Raw genomic sequence first — 17,106 nt, forward strand, 5'->3', positions numbered from 1 at the left:
GGGGAAATTCTAACTTAATGTGAATTTCCTGAGTTATCTAGGACAGCCCCAAAAGATAAATGAAAATGGATAAGGCAGCCTGAAAAAGCGAATTTGCCATTTTGTGCTATTTTGGCGGTGGAAATGGGGGAAAGATGGCAAGTTTGTGGAATGGATTTTCAGGCTGCCTTGGTGCATCAGGCAGTCTGAAAATCAGCGGCGAAACAAAAAGCCAAGTTCCGAAAAACTTGGCTTGATGGGTCGTGAGAGCATCAAAATGGTGCAGAAATATGCCCATCTGTCGCCTGAACATTTGCAACAACACGCTGCCATTTTGGACGGTTTTTCTTTTGGAAAAGACACAAATTGGACACACGAGCCCAATCACGAAACCAGAAAAAAAAGCCTAAACAATTGTTTAGGCTAGAAAAAGGAGTATGGGTCGTGAGCGATTCGAACGCTCGACCAACGGATTAAAAGTCCGCTGCTCTACCGGCTGAGCTAACGACCCGAAAAACGCGTATTATAGGGATGCGGCGCGATTGCGTCAAGCGAAATTGCTTGCCTAATCAAACAGGGCGTTGGTGGCATCGGAGTTGTCGCGCTTGGCGGGGCGGGGGGCAGGGGTAAGCGCGCGCTCGCCTGTGGTGTCTAGGTCGGTAGTGCGTGGTTTTTTGGCAGGGCGGGGCAGCTCGTTGGCAGCGGGGCGGGTTTGCCGTTCTTCTTGGGCAACCAGCGGCATGCCTTCATCGCTGTTGTTTTGGGGGATAAGCTCGCGCTCGGCGGTTTTGGGCGTGAGTTTTTTGGGTTTTTTCGGCGCGTCGCCGCGTGTGAGTGCGTCGCCATCGGCAAGTCCTGCTTCGGATGCGGCTTGGTTTTGCGCTTCAATTTGGTAGGCAACGGCGGAAGCCGCGCTTTTTTGTTGTGGGGTTAGGTTATTGGCTTGGGCGGGGGTGCTTGCGCCGCAGTCGCGCCCTGATTTGTTGGTGGGCGACCAGCATTCTATTTGGGCTTGACTTTCTTGTTCGCGTTTGTAGTTGGCGGCGGTTTGCTCGGGGGTTTTGGTAAGGGTAACGTATAGCGTGCCGATAAGCCCGATGACGACAAATAAGCCGAGTACCAATAGGGTGAGCATGATGTTGCCGAAGGTGATTTTTCCTTTGTTTTTGTTGCTTGTGAACATGGTGTTTCCGTGTTTTAGGCAGCCTGAAAGCTGCCTGTGGGTTGATTATTGCGCGGGCGTGGATTGTACGCTGGCGGGGGTGTAGGTTTCGTAAAGCGTTACGACTTGTTGCACGCCTGATACGCTGCTAACGGTGTTGCTGACTAGGGTTTGTTGTTCGGGGGTAAGCAAGCCGAAAACGTACACGACGCTGTTGAAGGAGACGACTTTAACGTGCCCTGGGTACACGCCTGCGGTGGTAAGCGTGAGCAGTTTGCTGCGCAGCTTGGAAGTGAGCCATGTGTCGTAGTTGATGTTGGCGATGGTGCGCGGTTCGCTGGATACGTTGATATAGTTGTAAACGTTTTGCACTTGGGGTTCGTTGCGGGCGGCTTGCTCGGCGAGTTGTTTGTCGGTTTCGCTGGGGACTTGCCCAAGCAGCAGCACTTTGCGGTTGTAGCTAATCACGGATAGGGTGGCGGTGCTGTTGGCGTTGTTTTGTTTAATCAGGGCGTAGGCGTTGGTGCGGATGTGCATTTCGGTGGTTTCGTCGTCAAATTGGGTGCCGATGGTGCGGCGGTTGGCAACGGAATTTGCGCCTGCTGCTGCGCCGCCTATGATGGCTGTGGCGCAGCCGCTGAGTGTGCTGGCGATGAGACTGGCGATGATGAGTTGTTTGGTTGGGTTCATGGGGGGGCTCCTGTATGTAGATTGGGTTTCAGGCTGCCTATGCGGGGGCGGATTATAGCGTAAATGGTTGATGATGCGTAACAATGGGGTGGATATGCAGCCTGAAACCTTTGCAAAACCCCCAACAACAGCCTGAAACCTAAAATGGAGCGGCGACGGCTCGTTGCCAACACTTATTAAAACATAGCATTACTGATTTTTCAAAATGTCGGCGAGCCGCCGACGCTCCATCGGTTACAAGTTTTGCAAAGGTTTCAGCCTGAAAGTTGGGTGGTATGGTTTTGATGTCTGTTGGATTGGGTTTCAGGCTGCCTTTGGGTTTAGGCGATGCCTTCTGTGAGCATGGTGTCTATGCAGTCGCAGATGGCGTGGATAAGCAGGATGTGGATTTCTTGGATGCGGGCGGTGCGCGGGTGGGGGACGTTGAGCAATACGTCGCCATCTTGCAGCATTTGGGCGATTTTGCCGCCGTCGCGTCCTGTGAGCGCGATGACGTGCATGCCGTTTTCGTGAGCGGCTTTGATGGCTTCTATAACGTTGCCCGAGTTGCCTGATGTGGAGATGCCGACGAGTACGTCGCCTGTGCGCCCGAGTGCGCGCACTTGTTTGCTGAATATGTGGTCAAAGCCGTAGTCGTTGCCGATGGCGGTGAGCGCGGAGGTGTCGGTGGTGAGGGCGATGGCGGCAAGTTCCATGCGTTCTTTTTCAAAGCGCCCTGTCATTTCGGCGGCGAAGTGTTGGGCATCGGCTGCGGAACCGCCGTTGCCGCAGATAAGAAATTTGCCGTCGTTGGCAAGGGTGTTAAAAAGCAGTTCGGCGGCTTGGGCGGTGGGTTCGGCGAGCACTTGGGCGGCTTGTTGTTTGGCTTGGATGCTTTGGGCGAAATGGTCGGTAACGCGTTGGGTTAGGGCGGTCATGGGGTTCTCCTGTTGGGTTAGGCGGTGATGTTTTGTATCCATTGGGGCGGTTGCTTGCCTTCGATGAGCAGGGCATCTAGGCGGCACGCGCCGTGGTGGGGGTGTTGTTGTAGATAAAGCTCGGCGGTGGCTTGCAGTTTGCGCAGTTTGCTGGGGGTGATGCTGTATGCGGCGCCGCCGTAGCGGTTGTTTTTGCGGTATTTTACTTCAATAAACAAGAGTAAGCAGCCTGAAAGCATAATCAGGTCTATTTCGCCGTGTGGGCAATGCCAGTTGCGGGCGATGAGTTGGCAGCCTTGTTGTTGCAAATAGGCTAGGGCTTGGTCTTCGGCGGCTTTGCCTTGGGGATGGTTGAGTTTCATTTTCAGGCTGCCTATTGTGGGCTTTGCTTGCGGGCGAGTTGCTCGGCGGCGGTTAGGGCGATTTTGTTGCGGACGTATAACAGCTCGGCGTGCTCGGGGGCGGTGGCGGGGTAGCGTTGTGTTTGCGCTAGGGCGAGATAGTCGGCGGCGGTGGGCATTTGGGCGGTGCCTGCAAAGGCGGGCGGATGTGGCAGGGCGTAGGCGTTGCCGATGCCGATGATTTGGCTGGCGGGGATGTTTTCAGGCTGCCTTATATCGCTGGGCTTGGCGACTTGGTAGTCGCTTAATCGTTGGTGGGTTTGGGTGTTGAAAAAGGCGTAGAACACTTCGCCCATGCGGGCATCGGTGGCGGCGAGTACGCAGGGATGGTTGGGGATTTGGTAGGCGACGGCATCTTGGCAGGGGATGCCGATGAGCGGGGTGCGGTAGGCGGTGGCGATGCCTTGGGCGATGCCGATGCCGATGCGCAGCCCTGTGAACGCGCCTGCGCCTTGGGCATAGACGATGGCGGATAGGTCGGCAGCCTGAATTTGGGCTTGGGCAAGCAGGGCTTGGATTTGCGGCAGGATGTGTTGGGATTGGTGGTTGCCTGCTTCGGTGTGGTAGAGCTGGGTTTCGCCGTGGGCGTGCAGGGCGAGAGAAAGGTAGGCGGTGCTGGTGTCTATGGCTAGGATGGGCATGGTTTTTTTGGGGGTGATGCGGTTTGTGGATTGGGGTGGGGCAGCCTGAAAAAAAGGGGGGGGATGGTTTTTGTTTTCAGGCTGCCTAATTGTGGTTGGTTAAAACGAGTGGGATGGGCTCTGTTGCATACTATTCAACGTTGCTAAACGGTGCGTGGCAAAGCCACACGCCCTACGTTGGGCATTTCTTGAATTGTTCTATTTTCCGTTTTCAGGCTGCCTAATTGTTGTGTTGGAACGGCTGTTTACGCTATGGTGAAAATGGGTTAAGGCAGCCTGAAATCGTTGCCAACCCATCAGCCGATATTTGCTAACAGCCGCGCATGATTTGGCGACAAGCTGTTGCCACTCTATATTGGATATTGGTTTTCAGGCTGCCTAATCCCGCGCATAAATCACATCCACATCGTAATCGTCTTCGTTCCAATCATCATCGTCCTCTTCGCTGGCAAATTTGTCTGCCCATGCTTGCTCGCGGCTGAGCGTGGAATCCAAGCCGCTTTCCAAGCGCAGCACGGACAGCAAGTGATACATATCCGCAGGCATTGGTGCTTCAAACGACAGCGTTTCGCCCGATTGCGGGTGAACAAACGTTAAGCGATAGGCGTGCAAGGCTTGGCGGGCAAGGGCTTTGACTTCGGCTTTCACTTCGGGCGAGCAAGGATGGCGCGGATTGCCGTACACAGGGTCGCCTGCAAGCGGGTGGCGGGCTTCGCGCAGATGCACGCGGATTTGGTGGGTGCGCCCCGTTTCTAGGCTGCACTCTATATAACTATGCGCTTGATAACGTTCCAAAACCTTAACGTGGGTAATCGCTTCTTTGCCGCCAAATTTCACCACCGCCATTTTCAGGCGATTATGCGGGTCGCGCCCGATTTGGGTTTCAATTTTGCCATCAAACGGCACGATGCCATCGGCAATGGCGCGATAAATGCGCTTCACGCTGCGGCTTTGCAATTGCTGCACCAAATGGTTTTGCGCGGGCAGCGTTTTGGCAACCACCATCAAGCCGCTGGTGTCTTTATCCAAGCGATGCACAATGCCCGCGCGCGGCACTTGCGACAACTCGGGCGCATGGGCAAGCAAGCCGTTGAGCAGCGTACCTGTCCAGTTGCCCGCCGCAGGATGCACCACCAAGCCGGCAGGTTTGTTGAGCACCAGCACGCTGCCGTCTTCAAACACAATATCCAGCGGCATGGCTTCGGGCGTGTAGGCTTGGGTTTCTTGGCTGGGCTGGATGTTTACCTGCAAATGTTCGCCGCCGATGAGCTTGGTTTTGGGCAAGGCGATTTGCTCGTTGCAGCGTACTTCGCCGTCTTTTATCCAACTGGCGATGCGGTTGCGCGAATAATCGGGCAGCATTTTCGCCAGCGCGGCATCAAGGCGCAGCCCTGCTAAATCCAGTGGAACGGTTAGGCGCAGCGGCTCGGCGATGGGGGCTTCGGCGGCAAAATCGGTGTCTTCGTCTAGTTCTAAATCTGGGGTGGGATGGGTCATGGCGTGGATGGTGTGAATGGGGCTGAAAAATGGCGCGCAGTATAGCACACGCAGGGGCGTTAAATTTTGTTAAAATGGATGCGTATTGGCAGCCTGAAACCCGCCTAAACAGGCGCGGCAATGGATGTAATCTATTTTCAGGCTGCCTTAATTGGTTAATTAGGAACCTGTGTTCACTATTTGCATAGGTAGATTTGATGACATAAAAGCGTGGATACAAGGCAAAAAGCGCAGCAAGGTTGGGCACCTTGCGAGCATTTTTAACGCAGTAGCCACGTTTTTAGGGCATAAAAGATGCCTATGCAAATAGTGAATACAGGTTATAACAAAGGAAAAAGCATGATTACCCCCCAACAAGCCCTTGCGCGATTGATTGACAACAACGAATTGTTTTATGACGAGATGACCGATTTGATGCGCCAAATCATGCGCGGCGAAGTGTTGCCCGAGCAGATTGCCGCCATTTTGACGGGGCTGCGGATTAAGGTGGAAACCGTGTCGGAAATCGCCGCCGCCGCCCGCGTGATGCACGAATTTGCCACCAAAGTGAACACGCCGTATGCCAACGAATTGGTGGACATTGTGGGCACAGGCGGCGATGGCGCGAAAACGTTTAACATTTCCACCACCGCGATGTTTGTCGCCGCAGCGGCGGGCGCGAAAGTGGCGAAGCACGGCAACCGTTCGGTGTCATCATCCAGCGGCGCGGCGGATGTGCTGGAAGCGATGGGCATGAATTTGCAGCAATCGCCCGAGCAAGTGGCGCAATCCATCGCGCAATGCGGCATTGGCTTTATGTTTGCGCCCAACCATCATTCGGCGATGCGCTATGTTGCGCCTGTGCGCAAGGCGTTGGGTTTTCGCACCATTTTCAATATTTTGGGCCCGCTTACCAACCCCGCAGGCGCGGTCAATCAGCTGATTGGCGTGTTTCACATTGATTTGTGCGGCATTTTGTCGCGCGTGTTTCAACAGCTTGGCTCGCAGCACGCTTTGGTGGTACACGGCAGCGATGGTTTGGATGAAATCACGGTTTCAGGCTGCACCCGCATTGCCGAGCTCAAAGACGGTGTGGTGCGCGAATACGACATCCACCCCGAAGAATTTGGCTTGCCTGTTTATCCCGATTTAGGCAGCCTGAAAGTGGACAACGCGGCTCAATCGCTGGCGATGATGAACGCGGTGTTGCGCGGCGAAGCGCATGGCGCGGCGCGGGATATTGTGCTGCTGAACGCGGCGGCGTGTTTGTATGCGGGCAACGTGGCAGCGAGCTTGGCAGAAGGCATAGAGCGGGCGCAAGAAGCGTTGGACAGCGGCAAAGCAGCGGCGAAACAGGCGGAGTTTGTGGCGCAGAGTTTGGTGGGGTAGTTGGGCTTGATGTTGTTTAGATGGGTTTCAGGCTGCCTATTGTCGCTATTCAATAGGCAGCCTGAAAATGGGTCAATCAGCAAAAGGAGATGGTTTTAGCTCCGCAACTCCGCCTCGCTTCGTAGGCTGCCTTGTGGCAATTTGGGCGCAATCTTAGCGCAAGGCCACGCGGGCTTACTTCCTTGCCAACACTTCATCCGCCAGTTCCAAATAAGCCAGCGTGCCTTTGGCTTTGGCATCGTAGGCAAGGGCGGGCAAGCCGTGGCTGGGGGCTTCGGCTAGGCGCACGTTGCGCGGGATGGTGGTGGCAAACAGTTGCGCGCCAAAGTGTTCTTGCAGTTGCGCGCTCACGTCTTGGGCAAGGCGGTTTTGGTTGTTGTACAGCGTGCGCACGATGCCGAATATGCCGAGCTTGGGGTTGATGGCGGTGCGGATTTTGCGCACGGTGGCAACCAAGTCGCTGATGCCTTCGAGCGCGTAGTATTCGCACACCATCGGCACGAGCACGCCATCGGCGGGAACCAGCCCGTTGAGCGTGAGCAGGGTGAGCGTGGGCGGGCAGTCAATCAGGATGTAGTCGTAATCATCGGTAACAAGGGCGAGCGCGTTTTTCAGGCGCATTTCGCGGGCGATTTCTTGCACCAGTTCTATTTCTGCGCCCGCTAGCTCGCGGTTGGCGGCGAGTAAATCGTAGCCGCCCGCTTGGCTGCGCATTTTTGCGCTGGCGATGTCGGCTTCGCCCAGCAAAACGTGGTACACGCCTTGTTCCAGCGCGGTTTTGTCCACGCCGCTGCCTGTGGTGGCGTTGCCTTGCGGGTCTAAATCAATCAGCAGCACGCGCTGTTTTCGGTGTGCCAGCGAAGCGGCGAGATTGACGGCGGTGGTGGTTTTGCCCACGCCGCCTTTTTGGTTGGCGATGGCGATGATGTTTGCGCTCATGGTTGGTTTCCTTGTGTGGGGCGCAGTAGAACGATGTGGCGTTCGGCGTTGAGTGTGGGGACGTGGATTTTGTCTATTTGATAGGCTTGGATGTTGGGCGGCAGCCTGAAAATCTCTTCGGCGGGGTACACGCCTTTCATCGCTGCCCAATGCCCGTTGTCGCCCAACAGATGGCGGGTGAGCTGCACAAAATCCGCCAGTTCGGCAAAGGCGCGGCTGGTAACGATGTCGGCGCGCTGGTCGCTTAATTCTTCCACGCGGCTACTGCTGACGGCGATGTTGCCCAAACCCAGTTCAATCGCGGCTTGGCGCAGAAAGCTGGTTTTTTTGCTGTTGGCATCCACCAGAGTTATCCGCAAATCGGGGCGGCAAATGGCGGCGGGAATGGCAGGCATACCGCCGCCGCTGCCCACGTCTATCATGCTTTGCGCCTGCGCCAGATAGGGCAGCAGCGTTAAGCTGTCCAGCAGATGGTGGCTGACCATTTGCGCGGGGTCGCGCAGGGCGGTGAGATTGTAGGTTTTGTTCCATTTTTGCAGCAGGGCAAGATAGGCAAGCAGCTTTTGCTGCTGCGCGGGGGCGATGTCTAGCCGCATTTGGGCGATGCCTGCGGCGAGTTGGTCGGCAAAAGAAGTCATGGCGCGGAGAATAGGGAAAATAACGAGCGCGGATTATAGCATTTTGCGGGGCGGTTTCAGGCTGCCTTAGCGCGGGAAAAGGCAGCCTGAAAAAGATGGTTGGGCTGTGTGTTTTAGTTTGGCTTGGCTGGCTTTCAGGCTGCCTGATGGGGGCGCGATGGTGGTTGTTTGGCGCATCTAGCGTGGGTATGGCGGCGCAACGCCATGCGATTGGGATGAAGGGAAACGAGAGATTAGGGCGAGAAAGGCAGCCTGAAAACGACTTATTTTGCCTACGCTGCAATTTTTGCAACGCCTGCAATCAAATGGATCATCGGCGGCTCGCCGACATTTTGCCAACCTGTCATGCCTATTGAATGCACCATTTGGCGATGAGCCATTGCCGCTTCATTTTGGAATGCTGCGGATGGTTCAGGCAGCCTGAAAAGCCTTTTGCCAGCGCACGGCTTGCCAGCAAGCCTTAGGGGGGCGCGGGTTGCCATTTCAGGCTGCATCAATGGTTGCGCCCGCGTTCACCCCGCCTGCTTCTCGCGCCACGTCAAATAATCGCGCAAGGGCGGGGCAGGGGGGTTAATGCAATGCGGGCAAATGCCCACGGTGTCTTCATCGTCATCCGCTTGCGCCCAATGCCCTGCGTTGGGGTCAAAGCGGCTTTGCTGCAACACGGCTTGGGCAAGGGCTTGCTCTTGGATGGGGTCAAATTCAAAGCGGTGGAGAATTTCGTGCAGCAGCGCGGTTTCGGCAGGGCTAAACCCTGCGGCGTGCTGTTCAATCATGCGGCGATAATCGGGGTGGTGGATTTTATTAAGCATGGGATTCCTAATGGTTGGGCAGCCTGAAAAGCGGTGTGGCGTATTGGGTTTTCAGGCTGCCTTTGGGGTGATGACAGCGCGGTTTTTTTGCCTACGCTGCGCGTTGATAGTGAACAAAATCATACGCCAGCCCCCTTTCCGAAACCTGCGCTTCCCGCGCCACTTCGCGCCATTTGTCGCGCGAAAATTCGGGGAAATACGCATCGCCAGCGGGATTAAGCGCAATCTCGGTTAGACGCAAATCGGTGGCAAACGGCAGCGCGATGGCATAGATTTGCGCCCCGCCAATAATCACGGCTTCGCGCTCGCCCGCGCAGGCGTGCAAGGCAGCCTGAAAATCGTGTACCGCTTCCGCGCCATCTGCCTGCCAATCCGCTTGCCGCGTAATCACAATATTGCGGCGGTTGGGCAAGGGCTTGCGCGGCAGGCTGTCCCACGTTTTGCGCCCCATGATGATGGGCTTGCCTGTGGTGTAGCGTTTGAAAAAGGCGAAATCTTCGGGGATGTGCCACGGGATTTGGTTGGCGTTGCCGATGATGCGGTTTTGCGCTAGGGCGGCGATAAGGGTGATTTGCATGGTTGTTCCTTGGGGATGGGGTTAGGCAGCCTGAAACTACCACAGCCCGCAAAATGATACAATCGCCGCTTTCGTTTCACCGCCATCATCCAAAGGAGTATGCGCCATGTTTCACCCGTTATCCCGCAAAAAAATCTGTCTCACCCTTGCTGCCGCCTTTGCCGCCGGCAGCGGTCAGGCTGCCGCGTTTGATGCCAAGCAATGCGCCCGATTGAGCCAAACCGATGGCGTGGTTGCCGCGCAATGGGTTAAGGCAGGCAAGCTGCCCGCCGACGACCAAGCCGCATTCACCGGCTCGTCGCGCGCCGCCGCCGATGTGGAATTTGGCGCGCACTGCGTGGTGTCGGGCGAATTGGAAAAACGCACGGGCGCAGACGGCAAGCCGTATTACATCGGCTACCAGATGCGGCTGCCTGAAAACTGGAACGGCAAATTCCTGTTTCAAGGCGGCGGCGGCATGGACGGCTTCATCGCCCCCGCAGTCGGCGCAACGCCCGTGGCAGGCTCAACCGCGCTGCCCGCGCTCAAACGCGGCTATGCCGTGGTCAGCATGGACGGCGGGCATCAGGGCGCGGGCGACGCATCGTTCGGCGCAGACCAGCAGGCGCGGCTCAACCTTGCCTACCAATCCACCGGCAAAGTAAACGCCGCCGCCAAGCTGCTTATCCGCCAAGCCTACCAAGCCGAGCCCAAGCACAGCTATTTTATGGGCTGCTCCAACGGCGGGCGCGAAGCCATGCTCGCCGCCATGCGCTATCCCACCGAGTTTGACGGCGTAGTCGCAGGCAATCCCGGCTTCCGTTTATCCCGCGCCGCCATCGCCCAATCGTGGGACAACCAGCATTTTCAGGCTGCCGCGCCGAAAAACACCCAAGGCGAGCGCATCTTCGCCAACGCCCTGACGCAAAAAGACTTGGATGCCGTCGCACAAGGCGTGTCAAACCGCTGCGACAAAAACGATGGCCTGAAAGACGGCATCATCAACGCATGGGAAAGCTGCGACTTCCAGCCCGAAATGGTGCAAAAGCAAATCGGCAAAGACAAAGTAAAACTGCTGCACGCCATTTTTGACGGCGCAAAAACCAGCAAAGGCGAGCCGATTTACAGCGGCTGGTTCTACGACGCAGGCATCAACCAAGCAGGCTGGCGCGGCTGGAAGCTGGGCGACTCGCAAACCGCCCGGCCCAACGCCCGCAACATCACGCTCGGTGCAGCCAGCCTGCCCAGCTATTTTATGACCCCGTACCGGCCGCAATTAAGCACGTTTGATTTCAATTTTGACCGCGATGTCGCCAAAACCGCGCAAATCGGCGCATTAAACGATGCCACCGCCACCGACCTTTCCACCTTCCAAGCGCGCGGCGGCAAAATGATTGTGTTTGAAGGCGTGTCCGACCCCGTGTTCTCCGCCGTGGACTTGCGCGACTGGTACAAACAGCTGCTGGCAGACACCCAAAACGCCCGCGACACCGTGCGCCTGTTCAACGTGCCAGGTATGACCCACTGCGGTGGCGGCAGCGCGTTGGATAATTTTGACCCGCTCACCGCGCTGGAACAATGGCACGACAGCGGCAAAGCCCCCGAAGCCATCATCGCCACAGGCAAAGCCTTCCCCGGCAAATCGCAACCGCTGTGCGCCTATCCCAAAGTGGCAACGTACAGCCACGGCGATGTGAACAAGGCGGAAAGTTTTGTGTGCAAGTAATCAAGTTTGCCCGTTTTCGCGGGTAATCGGTTTTCAGGCTGCCTTTATTTCTTTATTTAATGTGTGTCGCACGGATGCGTCCACACAGTTCAATTATCCCAAGTCAGCCTGAAAATCATCCAGCAAAACCATTTAACCAAGCAACACCACAGCTTTCTTTTCCAAAGGCAGCCTGAAAACCGTATTACCCATTTTCAGGCTGCATCACACTCTTCCCACCATGACCCCCAACACCCAACAAGAATTTAAACGCGGCATCAAAGACTGCCTACCCATCACCATCGGCATTATCCCCTTTGGCTTAATCCTTGGCGCGCAAGCAGGGCAAAAAGGCATGAGCGTGCTGGAAACCACCCTAATGATGGGGCTGAACTTCGCAGGCGGTTCCGAATTTGCCGCCGTCGGCTTGTGGACATCGCCGCTGCCCGTGCTGCTCATCATCACCATGACCGCCATGATAAACAGCCGCCATATCCTAATGGGCGCAGCACTCGTGCCCTATCTGCGCGACTTACCGCTGAAAAAACTGCTGCCCGCCCTGTTTGTGATGACAGACGAAAGCTGGGCAATGGGCATCGCCGATGCCAAACACCGCCAGCAAGCAGGCTTGCCCCCGTTTAGCTATCCGTATTACATGGGCACAGCCCTGCTGCTGTATGTCGCATGGGTTTGCTGCGGCTTGCTCGGCTCGTCTATTGGACCGATGCTCGGCGACGTATCCCGCTTTGGCTCTGGCATGGCGTTCCCCGCCGTGTTTTTGGTGCTGGTGCGCGGCATGTGGCGCGGCTTTCAGGCTGCCAAACCATGGCTCATCAGCCTAATCGTCGCCATCGCCGTGTACGCCATCGCCCCGCAAAGCGGCTGGTACGTCCCCGCAGGCACGCTCGCAGGGCTGCTGTTCGCCTACTTCGCCAACGGAGAAGCCAAATGATAAGCTGGACATCACTGCTCACCATACTCGGCATGCTCTGCGTAACCTATTCCACCCGCCTGCTCGGCTTTTTCCTGCTCAAAAACAAAACCCTATCCCCCCGCATGGCGCGCACGCTAGAAGCCGCTCCCGCCTGCGTGCTACTCTCCGTCATCGCCCCCCATTTCATCTCCCATAAGCCCCACGAACTCATCGCCCTAGCCGTAACCCTATTTATGGCAACCCGCTTTTCCATGCTGCCCACCGTCATGGTCGCCGTCGCCACATCAGGCATACTCGGCTGGCTAATGGGGTAGGGCGCATAGGCAGCCTGAAAACCAATCAAGCCGCCCAACCACAGCACACACCTTTCAGGCTGCCTATTCATCGCAACAATGAGGCAGCCTGAAACAAAGTTCAGCGTAGCTAAAACACTTTGCCAGCGCACGGCTTGCAAGTAAGCCGTAGGAACGCGAGAGCCCTTTTCAGGCTGCCTTAACCATCCCGCCCGCGCCGCCCCAGCAATGCAGCCTGAAACCAAACAGAGCAGGGCGCAAATCCTCCATAGCCAACCCCAATCGCCCCACCCCCACCCTTGACAAACAAACTATCCAAACCTACCATCCGCCCCGCTCCATCCCATAAAAAACGCCCCTATCGGAGCAGCGGAGCATCTTCTATTAACAACCAACAAGGAACCCAACCATGAGCGAACAATGGCTCACCACCCTTATCACCGACACCCCACAAGCAGGCTTTGAACTCGCCATCACCCTAAGCCGACGCGGCGTAAAAACCACCCAGCCCGATGTAGAAGTGCTGAAAAAACTACGCAACGTCTATGCCAACGATGCCGACAGCCTAACCGCCGCATCACAAGTCATCGCCATCAACTTCCAAACCATCGCCGCCGCCAACAACTACTGGCGCAGTTAAGAACCTGTCGCTATCGAGAATAGTGAAAACCGCTTCTAAACCCAAGCAGCCTAAAACCTTTGCAAAACCTTAACGGCAGCCTGAAATCTAAAATGGAGCGGCGACGGCTCGTCGCCAAATGGTTGATTCAACATGGCTTGTTTGATTAACAAAATGTCGGCGAGACGCCGACGCTCCATCGGTTACAGGTTTTGCAAAGGTTTCAGCCTGAAATTTATTTTTCAGGCTGCCTAACCATCCACACCATCCCCACCCATGACCATCCTAGACAACCTAATCACCCTAGCCCAAATCACAGGCAGCATAGACACACAATGCAGCTTCAACGGCGACTGGTATGTGCGCCACCCCAGAAACCGCACCCAAGGCATCGTCCACATCGTAACCCACGGCACAGGCTACCTAAAACTAGACAACGAAGCCCAAGCCCGCCAACTACAAGCAGGCGACATCATCTTCTTCCCCCGCAACGCCGCCCACGCCCTAAGCAGCCAAATCGGCTGCAACAACACCCAACACCACCCCAGCATCCAACAACAAGGCAACATCACCCACAAACAAACCCACAGCACAAGCAACAGCCCCGCCCAACTCAATCTCTACTGCGCCCACTTCGCCTACGAAACCCACAACAATCTCCTGCAAGGGCTGCCCGAAATCATCATACTCAACACCCAACACACCACCACCCAAGCCATCGTAACCCTACTGCAACACGAAATCAGCCAGCCCGAACACCGCGCCACCGCCGCCATCAACGCCCTATCCACCGTATTACTCGTCCACATACTCCGCGCCTATCTCAACCAAAACGAACACCAAGCCCCGCTCACAGGCATACTCAACGGCTGGCGCGACCGCCGCCTACGCAACGTCGTCCAAGCCGTAACCCAACAGCCCGAGCACGACTGGCGCGTAGAAGACCTAGCCGCACTCGCCAAACTCTCCCGCGCCCAACTCATGCGCCTATTTCGCAGCCAAATGCAAACCAGCCCCCACGCCTTCGTCAACAGCATCCGCCTGCAAAAAGCCGCCATGCTCCTGCGCAACAGCCAAAGCACCATACTCACCATCGCCCTAGAATCAGGCTACCAATCCGAAACCCACTTCGGCAAAGTATTCAAAAAACACTACGGCTGCACCCCCAAACAATACCGCCAACAACCCAACCCCGCCGACACCCAAAAAACAGAAGACTACATCATCTAGCTCAACCTTTTTCAGGCTGCCTTTGGGATTTTACAAAGATTTCAGCCTGAAAATTTTTAGCTAGCGCACGGCTTGCAAGCAAGCCGTAGAAAGCGCGAACCCCATTTCAGGCTGCCAACCATCCCGCCCGCGCCCAAACACAGCAGCTTGAAACCAAAAAATGAAACAGTCCAAACCAAGGCAATGATTGTTGATGGCAAGCAGCATGGATAAAACCTTCCCACTAGATTGCTGAGAGAGAACAGCAGTGCAGCATACTTTTCAGAACATGACCGAATACAGATTCTGATTTTCAGGCTGCCTTAGCCTAATCGGCAGACAAACAAAAGCCCCAACCATTTCGGCTGGGGCTTTTCGTATTGAATTATTTGCAGTTGATGCCCATCATTTTGGGCGGATTGCCATCGGAAACGGGCACGCGGCAAGTTGTGCCATTGCTGCCTGCCACCACCAACACGCGTTTGCCGCCTTCGTTGCTTTCGCTGATTTCGAGCGGTTCTTTTGCGCCCATGCCGCTGGCGGCGGAAGCCATGCTGTTGATAAAGCCTGCGTCTTTTACGCTGGATGAGTTAGACGCGATGGTTGGGTCTTTTGCCATTGCCAATGGGCTGGCTACAAGTAAAGCAATCGCGCTGGTAAGAATCAGTTTTTTCATGATGTATGTCCCTTTCGGTGGAGTTGTCCGTGCAATGTACAGCAAATTTGGTGTTTCAGGCGATTTTTTACATTGCTGTACATTTGCTTGTTTGGCATAGGCAGCCTGAAACGTGGTTTAGCGTAGCCAAAATGGATTGGAGTGAGTAGAAACATGTTTTCAGGCTGCCTGATTGTTTTAGCTACGCCAAACTGCGTTATCAGGCTGCCTAATTATGATCGTTGCCATTGTTCAAAATACGCACTTCACGTTGTGGGAAGGGCAGTTCAATGCCTTCTTCGTTGAACCGTTGCCAAATGGTGAGCAAAATATCGGAGAACAATCCGCCAAATCCGTTTTCGGGGTCATTTACCCAAAAGCCCACGCGCAGGTTGATACCGTTGTCGCCAAAGCCGAGTAGCAAGGCGGACGGCGCCGGGTTGGTGCCAACTCGTTTTTGCGCGGCGGCGGCTTCGCGCATGATATTCATTGCCCGCGTTAAATCGGTGGCGTAGGCGACTTGGATGTCCAGCGATTGATACAGGGCGCGGGCGGTGTAGGATTCGTTGATAACGGTGTTGGTAACAAAGGTTTCGTTGGGGATTAGGGCTTCTGCGCCGTTTGCGTTGCGCAGCACCACAAAACGCGATGTGATTTCGGTTACATAGCCCGTGAAGCCGTTTACGGTTAGGCGGTCGTTGATGCGGATGGAGCGGTCTGCCAAGATGATGAAGCCCGACACATAATTGCTGGCGATTTTTTGCAAACCAAAGCCCAGCCCTACGCCGAGCGCGCCGCCAAACACGGATAACACGGTTAAATCAATGCCCACCAAAGGCAATGCAACCAACACCGAGAGCACCATCAGCGTGGTTTTTAGCACTTTGGATAACACAATCCGCAAGTTCATGTCCATCCGCACGCTGGACATCAATCGCGCGTTGAGCCAGCGATAAAACCACATGGTGAACACCATCATCACGCCCACCCACAGCAAGCCGCTTAAAATGGTGTAAACATTGAGTTTGCTTGCGCCGATGGGGATTTGCAGCGATTTGAGCCAGTCAATAATCCAATCATCAATGCCCGAAAGCCACAAAATAAAACAGCCCCAAAGCCCTGTGGACGCGGCGCGTTCAATCGCATCCGAGCGCGTGCTTTTGGGGACCGCGCCGTTAATCAATGCCAACACCAAGCGAATCGCCATCATCCAGTTTGCCGCCAACACCAGCAATTTCAGCCACACCGCATGCAAGCCCGCCGCTTCCCATGCCACCTGCGCCATCACCGCTACCACCAACAGCAACACAGGAAACAACACGCGGCGCAACACATGGCGAATCACGCGAAAACGAATCGCCTTGATTTTGGACGATTGCGCCCATTTTTCGGACAAGCGATAGGCAACAAACGTCAAAGCCAGCATGATGGCCAGCTCCACCCAGCCCATAGGCTGCCTGAAACTGCGTTCCAGCAAATTGGCGGTAAAGGCTTTGCGGGCAAAGAGATTAACGATAAATTCTTGCCAAGAAAAAGATGCGTGCATGGGGATTCCTGTTTACAAAATAGGGGCGGATTTTAACATTAGGGCAACAAAATTTGCCCACATATTTTGTGGATAACTTTGTGGAAAATATGTGGCTGCCACCAAATTTTGTCGCAATATCATGGTATGGCTTTGGTTGCTTATTTTTTGTGCAAAATGGGGTGAAAAGGATTTTGCTTGACTTTATTACTTATTGATAATAAAAAGAAAATTATGATTTCGCGTGTAAGTTGTTGATATTATTTGCAGGGCAAATGGATGGCAATTTTGAGGTTTTCAGGCTGCCTTTGGGTGGTGTAATCGTGTGTTGTGATAAACGTGGATAGATTAGGCAGCCTGAAAATGCAAAACAGGGCGGCAAGGTTGGTTTGAGCGTTTTCAGGCTGCCTAAATGGGTTAAGGCAGCCTGAAAATGGGTTTGGCATCTAGGTAAACAAAAACTGCCATCAGCGCAAAGTCAACGGCAGTTTTATCTTTCAGACAAAATCAAAGGGGCTGTCCTAGATAACTAGGATAAATTACTTCTTACCAATTGTTTTAAAATG

General features: G+C 55.0%; 21 protein-coding genes and 1 tRNA gene. 7 read left to right on the top strand and 15 right to left on the bottom strand.

Annotated elements, in window-relative coordinates:
* Positions 1-417: 417 nt before the first annotated feature.
* The 7 genes from Q4A85_RS11580 to rluD all read right to left on the bottom strand — a co-directional run bounded on the left by Q4A85_RS11580 (position 418) and on the right by rluD (position 5,287).
* Positions 418-490, bottom strand: a tRNA-Lys gene (locus Q4A85_RS11580).
* Positions 491-544: 54 nt separating this feature from the next.
* A complete protein-coding gene (locus Q4A85_RS11585) occupies positions 545-1,162 on the bottom strand; it encodes a hypothetical protein (RefSeq protein ID WP_303110523.1) in 618 nt (205 codons plus the stop codon).
* Positions 1,163-1,207: 45 nt separating this feature from the next.
* Entirely contained in the window at positions 1,208-1,831 is a 624-nt protein-coding gene (locus tag Q4A85_RS11590; protein WP_303110525.1) for a BON domain-containing protein, read from the bottom strand.
* A 320-nt stretch (positions 1,832-2,151) separates the two neighbouring features.
* Positions 2,152-2,748, bottom strand: a complete 597-nt coding sequence (locus Q4A85_RS11595) for a phosphoheptose isomerase (RefSeq protein ID WP_303110526.1) — start codon at positions 2,746-2,748, stop codon at positions 2,152-2,154.
* A gap of 17 nt (positions 2,749-2,765) precedes the next feature.
* Positions 2,766-3,110, bottom strand: a complete 345-nt coding sequence (locus Q4A85_RS11600) for a YraN family protein (protein WP_303110527.1) — start codon at positions 3,108-3,110, stop codon at positions 2,766-2,768.
* Positions 3,111-3,121: 11 nt separating this feature from the next.
* Positions 3,122-3,790 carry a tRNA (adenosine(37)-N6)-threonylcarbamoyltransferase complex dimerization subunit type 1 TsaB gene (gene tsaB / locus Q4A85_RS11605; RefSeq protein ID WP_303110528.1) on the bottom strand — a complete coding sequence of 223 codons (669 nt, stop codon included), beginning with the start codon at positions 3,788-3,790 and terminating at the stop codon, positions 3,122-3,124.
* A 378-nt stretch (positions 3,791-4,168) separates the two neighbouring features.
* Entirely contained in the window at positions 4,169-5,287 is a 1,119-nt protein-coding gene (rluD, locus tag Q4A85_RS11610) for a 23S rRNA pseudouridine(1911/1915/1917) synthase RluD (protein WP_303110529.1), read from the bottom strand.
* Between the two features lie 339 nt (positions 5,288-5,626).
* On the opposite strand from rluD, the gene trpD reads away from it, so the two are divergent.
* Positions 5,627-6,655 (top strand): anthranilate phosphoribosyltransferase, encoded by a 1,029-nt coding sequence (gene trpD / locus Q4A85_RS11615; protein WP_303110531.1) that lies wholly within the window; start codon positions 5,627-5,629, stop codon positions 6,653-6,655.
* A gap of 174 nt (positions 6,656-6,829) precedes the next feature.
* Here the strand turns inward: trpD and Q4A85_RS11620 are convergent, their stop codons facing one another.
* The 4 genes from Q4A85_RS11620 to Q4A85_RS11635 all read right to left on the bottom strand — a co-directional run bounded on the left by Q4A85_RS11620 (position 6,830) and on the right by Q4A85_RS11635 (position 9,621).
* The gene (locus Q4A85_RS11620) at positions 6,830-7,594 is read right to left on the bottom strand and encodes a ParA family protein (RefSeq protein WP_303110533.1); all 765 of its coding nucleotides are present in this window, start codon (positions 7,592-7,594) and stop codon (positions 6,830-6,832) included.
* Complete coding sequence (rsmG, locus tag Q4A85_RS11625) at positions 7,591-8,232, bottom strand: 16S rRNA (guanine(527)-N(7))-methyltransferase RsmG (RefSeq protein ID WP_303110535.1); 642 nt, start codon at positions 8,230-8,232, stop codon at positions 7,591-7,593. The genes Q4A85_RS11620 and rsmG overlap by 4 nt, the downstream gene beginning before the upstream one ends.
* 512 nt (positions 8,233-8,744) lie before the next feature.
* Positions 8,745-9,044 carry a hypothetical protein gene (locus tag Q4A85_RS11630; RefSeq protein ID WP_303110537.1) on the bottom strand — a complete coding sequence of 100 codons (300 nt, stop codon included), beginning with the start codon at positions 9,042-9,044 and terminating at the stop codon, positions 8,745-8,747.
* A 91-nt stretch (positions 9,045-9,135) separates the two neighbouring features.
* Positions 9,136-9,621 (bottom strand): dihydrofolate reductase, encoded by a 486-nt coding sequence (locus tag Q4A85_RS11635; RefSeq protein ID WP_303110539.1) that lies wholly within the window; start codon positions 9,619-9,621, stop codon positions 9,136-9,138.
* Positions 9,622-9,727: 106 nt separating this feature from the next.
* On the opposite strand from Q4A85_RS11635, the gene Q4A85_RS11640 reads away from it, so the two are divergent.
* The 5 genes from Q4A85_RS11640 to Q4A85_RS11660 all read left to right on the top strand — a co-directional run bounded on the left by Q4A85_RS11640 (position 9,728) and on the right by Q4A85_RS11660 (position 13,172).
* Positions 9,728-11,326, top strand: a complete 1,599-nt coding sequence (locus Q4A85_RS11640; RefSeq protein ID WP_303110541.1) for a tannase/feruloyl esterase family alpha/beta hydrolase — start codon at positions 9,728-9,730, stop codon at positions 11,324-11,326.
* Between the two features lie 63 nt (positions 11,327-11,389).
* Positions 11,390-11,575, top strand: coding sequence for a hypothetical protein (locus Q4A85_RS11645; protein ID WP_303110543.1), 186 nt, complete (start codon positions 11,390-11,392; stop codon positions 11,573-11,575).
* Positions 11,547-12,257 carry an AzlC family ABC transporter permease gene (locus Q4A85_RS11650; RefSeq protein ID WP_303110544.1) on the top strand — a complete coding sequence of 237 codons (711 nt, stop codon included), beginning with the start codon at positions 11,547-11,549 and terminating at the stop codon, positions 12,255-12,257. Before Q4A85_RS11645 ends, Q4A85_RS11650 begins: the two co-directional genes overlap by 29 nt.
* A complete protein-coding gene (locus Q4A85_RS11655) occupies positions 12,254-12,553 on the top strand; it encodes an AzlD family protein (RefSeq protein WP_303110545.1) in 300 nt (99 codons plus the stop codon). The genes Q4A85_RS11650 and Q4A85_RS11655 overlap by 4 nt, the downstream gene beginning before the upstream one ends.
* 388 nt (positions 12,554-12,941) lie before the next feature.
* Positions 12,942-13,172 carry a hexameric tyrosine-coordinated heme protein gene (locus Q4A85_RS11660; RefSeq protein ID WP_303110547.1) on the top strand — a complete coding sequence of 77 codons (231 nt, stop codon included), beginning with the start codon at positions 12,942-12,944 and terminating at the stop codon, positions 13,170-13,172.
* 50 nt (positions 13,173-13,222) lie between these two features.
* On the opposite strand, the gene Q4A85_RS11665 is transcribed toward Q4A85_RS11660, so the two are convergent.
* Positions 13,223-13,351 (bottom strand): hypothetical protein, encoded by a 129-nt coding sequence (locus tag Q4A85_RS11665; RefSeq protein ID WP_303110549.1) that lies wholly within the window; start codon positions 13,349-13,351, stop codon positions 13,223-13,225.
* Between the two features lie 76 nt (positions 13,352-13,427).
* Here Q4A85_RS11665 and Q4A85_RS11670 point away from each other — a divergent pair, with 76 nt between their 5' ends.
* On the top strand, positions 13,428-14,381 hold the full coding sequence (locus Q4A85_RS11670; RefSeq protein ID WP_303110551.1) for an AraC family transcriptional regulator: 954 nt from the start codon (positions 13,428-13,430) through the stop codon (positions 14,379-14,381).
* A gap of 364 nt (positions 14,382-14,745) precedes the next feature.
* On the opposite strand, the gene Q4A85_RS11675 is transcribed toward Q4A85_RS11670, so the two are convergent.
* The 3 genes from Q4A85_RS11675 to Q4A85_RS11685 all read right to left on the bottom strand — a co-directional run bounded on the left by Q4A85_RS11675 (position 14,746) and on the right by Q4A85_RS11685 (position 16,986).
* The gene (locus Q4A85_RS11675) at positions 14,746-15,036 is read right to left on the bottom strand and encodes a hypothetical protein (protein WP_303110553.1); all 291 of its coding nucleotides are present in this window, start codon (positions 15,034-15,036) and stop codon (positions 14,746-14,748) included.
* A gap of 208 nt (positions 15,037-15,244) precedes the next feature.
* Complete coding sequence (locus Q4A85_RS11680; RefSeq protein WP_303110555.1) at positions 15,245-16,561, bottom strand: mechanosensitive ion channel family protein; 1,317 nt, start codon at positions 16,559-16,561, stop codon at positions 15,245-15,247.
* Positions 16,562-16,800: 239 nt separating this feature from the next.
* Entirely contained in the window at positions 16,801-16,986 is a 186-nt protein-coding gene (locus tag Q4A85_RS11685) for a hypothetical protein (protein WP_303110557.1), read from the bottom strand.
* Positions 16,987-17,106 lie beyond the last annotated feature (120 nt).

The organism is Kingella sp. (in: b-proteobacteria) (genome assembly GCF_030527935.1).
Classification (GTDB): Bacteria; Pseudomonadota; Gammaproteobacteria; order Burkholderiales; family Neisseriaceae; genus Kingella_B.